Raw genomic sequence first — 3,443 nt, 5'->3', positions numbered from 1 at the left:
GTTGCATGGTTGACAGCCCACGAACCTCGAAAATTTGCAGTGCAAACAGCATATCCGGTGAATTTAAGCCGGATAGCGCCGTTAGCTCATATACACGCCCGAAACCGTTGCTTCGGTTTCGGGGGTTCTTCTTCGGGAGCAAGGGGCCATCTTGCTCCCGCCGCGCCACACCGTGAGTGACACGTCCGAGTTCTTGCTCTAACTGTTCAGTCAGGATTACTTAAACGTTTGTTAGTTCTTCCAAACTGCTCGTAATGCAAACAATTCTGTTAGCCATGCAAACATATTGACCACAATGAGTTTCCATCCAGCGATTGGCGGGTATCTCATGGACATCACGCCAACACAGAAAGCCATCCTCGTTGATTTGTTACTCCACAATGATGATAAGGCTGGTAACATTGCTCGGAGGACAGGGAGACACCGAAATTCGGTGTCTCGTTCCTTTCAGGACCTCTTAGATGCTGGATTCGTGCAGGAGAAGGGCGGCGGAGTCTACCGACTAACGGACCGTGGCCGAGAGTCAGCAATCGGCCTTGTAAAGCCACAGATTGATGTTTACGAGGCTTAAGATGGATATTTGCTACGCAAACTAAACAGTCATCAACACAAACACTTTTCACTAATTGCGACAGTCTAAAAATGTAATGTCGAAGATGGAATTCGACCCCGCAGACGCGGGGTTCACGGTGGCTCTCATGGTCGCCGGATTCATTCAGACGGGCATCGCAACCTTCCAACTATTCGATATCAATTTCACCGACGTGATTTTCTCGTCGGGGAATATCGAAATCACGCTTGCGTACGCGGTATCTGTCGGCGCGTTCGCGGGCATCATCATCACGAACGAGAACACCGACCTATCGTCTCTCAAAGACGATGCGGAGAAGCTTGACGACTACTATATGTGGTCGATTTTCGGCACGGTCGGGGTGTTCGCTGCGTGGCTGTTGGTCGGTGACGTTTCCTCATTCTTCCAGAGTAGCGACCTCTGGGGCTTGGTCTACGTCGGCATCACGAGCACGGCCGGGTTCGCTGCGGGGTGGATGCTCTAATGGTGGACCTTGACCTTGACCTAGAGACGGTCGCCACACTTGGCGCGTCGGTTGGTGCTCTCGACGCCGGACTATCCGCGGGCGCAGACATCACGATTTTATCCGACCTGCTTGGTGGCAGTCTTGAAATAGGGCTGATTGTGGTTGGTGCAGCCGGTGGGTCTCTCATCGCAGACCGGCTCGGACTCGTTGAGGTGTTTGATTCGTGACTCTCGTTCGGAGGGTCATGGTTATGCTGCTCGTTGGAATCGTCATCACGACCGCCGCCACGAGCGGCGTGGTTCCAGGGTCATCTCCGGTCGGACACGCATCTGCGGAGATGGTCAACTGCGATGGTTCGGCGTCAAACTACCTCGGTGGTGCGTGGTTCAATACGATTCTCGGCAATACCGAGGGTTGTCATTGGTCAGACAACACCGACTATGAGAATCTCACCGCCACAAATGCGTATTCAAGCGCTCTTGCCCTGAAAGACGCAACCGACTCGTACACCACGACGACGCAGAACTTCATGGCTAATGCTCGAACGGTCGCCATGTCAAAGGCTAAAATAACGATGGTGAACGAGCTAAATAACGGTGCATCCCGGTCACAGGCTAAATCCGCGGTGAACCAAACGGTTCGAGACTACTACTCTCGGGTTCAGGTTCGGATTCTCTCAGATTGGGACGCTAAAGTCACTCAAATAGCTAGTCTAGATAACCAATCCGACCAAACAATTGGATACTACTACCAAAATGAGAGGAATGGAGAATGGTACTCTGGTGGTGAAACGCTTGGAACAAACACGATTCAATTCGAGTTAGTCAATGGAACATCTGTCGATACTGAAGAAATCTCTCTGAGGACTCTCCCATCCGGCTCCCGTTTCCATCCGGGGGGGTCGTCAGACCCACCAAAAGCATCTCCTATCCGGGTTGTTGCCGTCGAACCAAACTCGTCCGAGGAGACACGAATCTTCGAGTCACAGGATTATGGGTCGCTCGGCTCTTGGGCGAACGACCAGAACGACACCTATCTGCTCGACGAAACCCAAGAGCAGACCCAACAAGTGCTTGCGAATATGGACCCCTACGTTGATGAGGTGTCCAGCCAGTACCAAGCAGGCGAAATAAACTCGTCAGACCTTGCGATGATGGACCCATCCACTATCGGGGCTGAGGCATCCACATCTCTCAAAAAGTCTGGATACTACGGTCAGGGCGCGGCCATGCTCGCGTCAACCGGTGCTTCCGGGGATATCAATGCATCGCACACTATTGCAGTCGGAGACGGCTCGGGCAATCCGACGGTGCTTAATGGAACATTGTTCTACACCGGAGATGACGCATCTGGTGGCTGGGATACTGGTCAGACATACCGATTTTCAGATTATAATGGAACCTTCTACATGGCTGTTCAAGATGGGGCCAACGGCACGATTGTTGACCTCTCCACATATGGGTCGCAGTTTGAAATTTTAGAGGCTGTGAACACCCGGACAGGGGAGACGATGAACACGACCAGCCCACACAAGTACCTCTACAACTCAACGAACGCAAGCTCCCTCGCGGACGAAATCGAGCAGTTGCGACAACTCAGAAGGCAGTATGAGACCACCGGAACTGGTGGCGGTGGTGGCGGCGGTGGCTTCGGTGTTGGAACCGAAGACCGCGTTATCATCGTTGCCGCGATTGTCGCGCTCATCCTCGTCTCAACCCGGAACTAACCCCACCGATTCCCAATTTTTCGGACACCATGCGCCGAATAATCACCACACTCATAATCCTCATCGCAGTTGTATCGCCCGCGCTCGTCGGCACGGTCGCCGCGACGAACGAGACAGCGACCGCCACGCCGAGCACGCCCGAATCAACCCAGACTATCGAACTCTCCCCGACGACTCGAATCAAATCGTGGTCGTTCTCAAATGGGACGTTCTCGCTCGTCGTCGAGGCGGATACTCCGACTCGAATCGCAATCACCGACGCCGGGACTCTCTCCCGAATCCTGAGCGAAGGAGACGGCTCGGCCGCGGGGAAAGCCCGCGTTCGGCGCATGACCTTGACCCCCGGCGAGACCACCGTCAATTTCCGCGCCGAGGACTTCAACGGCGCGTCGGCAATCACCGTCACCTCATCGAATGCGGACGGTATCGTTGCTATCCGGTCTGACGCAGTTAGGGCCGCGAAACCCCCCGTCGAATGGGGCACCGTCCAGTCACTCATTGGCGCAACAGCGGTCGCGTCAGTCGGCGGGACCTATGTCTGGGTGAAGCGCAAGCGCGAGGAGACAGACCTTGAGGTGGTCCGCGAATGGTGAACGACTGGCTGAAGCTCGGTGGCGCGGGCGCGGCGCTGGCGTACTTCGGCGGCGCGGAACTCCCGGCGTGGTCGAGCCTCGCGGTCT

General features: G+C 54.9%; 5 protein-coding genes. All 5 read left to right on the top strand.

The window, feature by feature from the left end:
- Positions 1-295 precede the first annotated feature (295 nt).
- The 5 genes from C463_RS18140 (at position 296) to C463_RS14520 (ending at position 3,356) form a co-directional block, all read left to right on the top strand.
- Positions 296-571, top strand: coding sequence for a helix-turn-helix domain-containing protein (locus tag C463_RS18140; RefSeq protein ID WP_005533701.1), 276 nt, complete (start codon positions 296-298; stop codon positions 569-571).
- Positions 572-647: 76 nt separating this feature from the next.
- Complete coding sequence (locus C463_RS14535; RefSeq protein WP_005533704.1) at positions 648-1,055, top strand: hypothetical protein; 408 nt, start codon at positions 648-650, stop codon at positions 1,053-1,055.
- A complete protein-coding gene (locus C463_RS14530) occupies positions 1,055-1,264 on the top strand; it encodes a hypothetical protein (protein WP_004052064.1) in 210 nt (69 codons plus the stop codon). The genes C463_RS14535 and C463_RS14530 overlap by 1 nt, the downstream gene beginning before the upstream one ends.
- A gap of 23 nt (positions 1,265-1,287) precedes the next feature.
- Positions 1,288-2,763 carry a hypothetical protein gene (locus C463_RS14525; protein ID WP_239638921.1) on the top strand — a complete coding sequence of 492 codons (1,476 nt, stop codon included), beginning with the start codon at positions 1,288-1,290 and terminating at the stop codon, positions 2,761-2,763.
- 29 nt (positions 2,764-2,792) lie between these two features.
- Positions 2,793-3,356: a hypothetical protein gene (locus C463_RS14520; RefSeq protein ID WP_005533715.1), complete on the top strand. Its 564-nt coding sequence runs from the start codon at positions 2,793-2,795 to the stop codon at positions 3,354-3,356.
- Positions 3,357-3,443 lie beyond the last annotated feature (87 nt).

Source organism: Halorubrum californiense DSM 19288, assembly GCF_000336875.1.
In the GTDB taxonomy this organism is placed as follows: Archaea; Halobacteriota; Halobacteria; order Halobacteriales; family Haloferacaceae; genus Halorubrum; species Halorubrum californiense.
Note: the sequence above shows the minus strand (reverse complement) of the source record. Positions and strands in the feature narration are given on the sequence as shown.

Coding starts and splice junctions, on each gene's coding strand:
- C463_RS18140 (WP_005533701.1), top strand. CDS start 296: ATGAGTTTCCATCCAGCGATTGGCGGGTATCTCATGGACATCACGCCA.
- C463_RS14535 (WP_005533704.1), top strand. CDS start 648: ATGTCGAAGATGGAATTCGACCCCGCAGACGCGGGGTTCACGGTGGCT.
- C463_RS14530 (WP_004052064.1), top strand. CDS start 1,055: ATGGTGGACCTTGACCTTGACCTAGAGACGGTCGCCACACTTGGCGCG.
- C463_RS14525 (WP_239638921.1), top strand. CDS start 1,288: ATGCTGCTCGTTGGAATCGTCATCACGACCGCCGCCACGAGCGGCGTG.
- C463_RS14520 (WP_005533715.1), top strand. CDS start 2,793: ATGCGCCGAATAATCACCACACTCATAATCCTCATCGCAGTTGTATCG.